The organism is Acidovorax delafieldii 2AN, assembly GCF_000175235.1.
Taxonomy (GTDB): domain Bacteria; phylum Pseudomonadota; class Gammaproteobacteria; order Burkholderiales; family Burkholderiaceae_C; genus Acidovorax; species Acidovorax delafieldii_B.
On sequence record NZ_ACQT01000349.1, the window covers coordinates 1 to 3,040 of the forward strand.

A 3,040-nucleotide genomic window follows, 5' to 3' on the forward strand; every position below is an offset into this window, starting at 1 on the left:
CCCGGCGACAAGGCGGCGCAGGTGGTGGCGCTGCAGCAGGGCGAGGATGGCGCGCGCCGAACGGTCGCCATGGTGGGCGATGGCGTGAACGACGCCCCGGCGCTGGCCGCCGCCGACGTGGGCATGGCCATGGGCAACGGCACCGATGTGGCCATGCACGCCGCCGGCATCACGCTGATGCGCGGTGACCCGAAGCTGGTGGCGGCGGCCCTCGACATCTCGCGCCGCACCGTGGCCAAGATCCGGCAGAACCTGTTCTGGGCCTTTGCCTACAACGTGGCCGGCATCCCGCTGGCGGCGCTGGGTTACCTGAACCCGGTGGTGGCGGGCGCGGCCATGGCGCTGAGCTCGGTCAGCGTGATGACGAACGCTCTGTTGCTCAAACGCTGGCGCATGTGAAAACGGCACAGAGAAAGGTCACCAATGTCTGGCAAACTGCAACGTTTTGTTTCAGCGCCTTGGCCGGCATCAAGGCCGGGTATGTTGGTGACCTAAAGGAAGACACATCATGAATTTCATGTTGCTCATGCGGCTTTTCACTATCCGTTTCCGGATGCTGGGCGCCATTGGCGTGGTGCTGGGGCTGTTGGGCCTGTTGGGTGGCGCGGGCATGCTGGGCATGTTCCGTATCCACGATATGAGCGAGAACTTCATGGCCCATTCGTTTGCCAAGGTGGGCTACATGGCCGAGCTGCGCGGCGAGATGGGGGCCATCCGCCAGTTCGAAAAGGACATGATCATTTCGTACGAGAAGCCCGAGGCCGTCAAGGCCGCCCAAGCCAAGTGGCAGGGTAGCCTGGAGCAGTCGAAGAAGGTGGCCGCACGCTTCCTTGAAGGGGCCGAGGACGCTGACAACCCGATCGTGCAGAGCATCATCAAGCGCCTGGACAGCTACCGCGACCAGTTCGCGCACGTGGCGCGCCAGCTCGAAGCCGGCGGCTACGACACGGCCACCATCGCCAACCGCATGAGCGGCAAGGCCGTGGCCGAGTTCGATGAGGCCGACAAGCTGCTCAAGGAACTCGACGGCGTGCTGCGCGGCGAAGTGACGGCGGCCGTGGCCGACCAGAACAAGGTGTCGAACCAGACCCTGTGGCTGTTTGCCGCAGCGGTGCTGATCACCGTGGTGGTGGTGGTGCCGCTGACGCTGATGAACATGCAGTCCATCTGCCGTCCCCTGGCAGAGGCGCGCCGCATGGCCCAGGCGATTGCCGGGGGCGATCTTTCGCAACACATCGCGGCCGAAGGGCGCGACGAGGTGGCCGATCTGCAGCGGGCCCTGGCCGACATGCAGCAGGGCCTGGGGGCGCTGGTGGCGCAGGTGCGCGATGCCAGCGGCAACATCGCCACGGCCAGCCAGGAGATTGCCACGGGCAACCAGGACCTGTCCTCGCGCACCGAGCAGACCGCCAGCCATGCCCAGGAAGCGGTGGCCTCGCTGTCGCAGCTCACTTCCACCGTTGAGCAGACGGCATCGTCGTCGCAAATGGCCAACCAGTTGGCAACCTCGGCCTCGGGCACGGCCACGCGCGGTGGTTCTGTGGTGGAGCAGGCGGTGGCCAGCATGCACGAGATCTCGGCGTCGAGCCGCAAGATCAACGACATCATCGGGCTGATCGATTCCATTGCTTTCCAGACCAACATCCTCGCGCTCAATGCTGCTGTGGAAGCCGCCCGTGCGGGCGAACAGGGCCGGGGCTTTGCCGTGGTGGCCAGCGAGGTGCGCAGCCTGGCGCAACGTTCGGCCGCGGCGGCCAGCGACATCAAGGGCCTGATCAGCAGCAGCGTGACCGCTGTGGACGGTGGCGTGCGCCATGTCGAAGACGCGGGCAGCGCCATGAAGGACATTGTGGGCAGCGTGCAGCGCGTGGGCGACATCATTGGCGAGATCACCGCCGCAGCGTCCGAGCAGTCGTCGGGCATTGGCCAGGTGAACCAGTCGGTGGGCGAGATCGACCGCATGACGCAGCAGAACGCCGCGCTGGTCGAGCAGTCGGCCGCCGCCGCCGAGTCGCTGCGCGAGCAGGCACAGCGGCTGTCGCAGGTGGTGCAGCAGTTCCGCCTGAGCGATGAGGGCGGTGCTTCCGTGGCATCGGTCCAGGGCGCGCTGGGCGGTCCGGCCTTGGCCCGTATCGCGGCCTGACCCCCCTGGGGCCCCGGCGCCGGCTTCAGGCGCTGTGGGTTCCTTTCACCCCGCTCGGCCCGCCGTCGCTGGGTGCGGACTCCTGGCGCGGTGCGGGTGTTTCTTCAGGCGTGGCTCCCGGCGATGAGCACGGCATTGGTGCCGCCGAAAGCAAACGAGTTGGACAGCGCATAGCGCAGCTGCGGCGCCTCGCGCGCCTGGCCGCGCACCAGATCGAGCGCAAACGCCGGGTCGGCAGCGGCCAGATGTGCCGTGGGGGGCAGGCGGCGCCGTTCCAGGGCACGCAGAACGGCCACCATTTCCACGGCCCCACCGCCGCCCAGCAGGTGGCCGTGGATGGCCTTGGTGGAACTCACGGGCGCGTGGTGGCCGAAAACTTCGGCCACCGATTGGGCTTCGGCGGCATCGCCCGCCCGGGTGGCCGTGCCATGGGCATTGATGTAGCCGATGTCCGCAGGGTCCAGCCCGGCATCCTGCAGCGCCGCACGCATGGCGCGGGCCTGGCCTTGCGCCTGCGGCTGGGTGATGTGCATGGCGTCGCAGTTGGTGGCATACCCCATCAGAAAAAGGGGCGAGCGGGCACGGCGTGCCTGTGCATGGGCTTCGGATTCAAGCACCAGCGCGGCCGCCCCTTCGCCCAGGGCAAAGCCCGCGCGGTCCTCGGAAAACGGGCGGCAGGCCGCGGTAGCGTCCATGCCTTCGCGCAGGGGTGCCAGCACCCGCATGGCGTGCCAGCTTGCCAGCACGCCCAGGGTCAGCATGGCCTCGTGGCCTCCGGCGATGGCGACGTCGATCCACCCCGCCCGCAAGGCGCGCAGGGCCTCGCCCAGGGCCACGGCGGAAGAAGCGCACGCGCAGGCATAGGTGAGCGCGGCCCCCCGGGCTCCGTGGCGCAGG

Annotated in this window: 3 protein-coding genes; 2 read left to right on the plus strand and 1 reads right to left on the minus strand. The window is 68.3% G+C overall.

Annotated features, from left to right (window positions below; translation table 11 throughout):
• Both ACDELDRAFT_RS20785 and ACDELDRAFT_RS20790 read left to right on the plus strand, forming a co-directional pair.
• Positions 1–399: HAD-IC family P-type ATPase (locus ACDELDRAFT_RS20785; protein WP_005800065.1), on the plus strand; the 399-nt coding region annotated here is incomplete at its 5' end.
• Between the two features lie 109 nt (positions 400–508).
• Positions 509–2,143 carry a methyl-accepting chemotaxis protein gene (locus ACDELDRAFT_RS20790; RefSeq protein WP_005800066.1) on the plus strand — a complete coding sequence of 545 codons (1,635 nt, stop codon included), beginning with the start codon at positions 509–511 and terminating at the stop codon, positions 2,141–2,143.
• 104 nt (positions 2,144–2,247) lie between these two features.
• On the opposite strand, the gene ACDELDRAFT_RS20795 is transcribed toward ACDELDRAFT_RS20790, so the two are convergent.
• The coding region (locus ACDELDRAFT_RS20795) for a beta-ketoacyl-[acyl-carrier-protein] synthase family protein (RefSeq protein WP_040330256.1) at positions 2,248–3,040 on the minus strand (793 nt) is incomplete at its 5' end.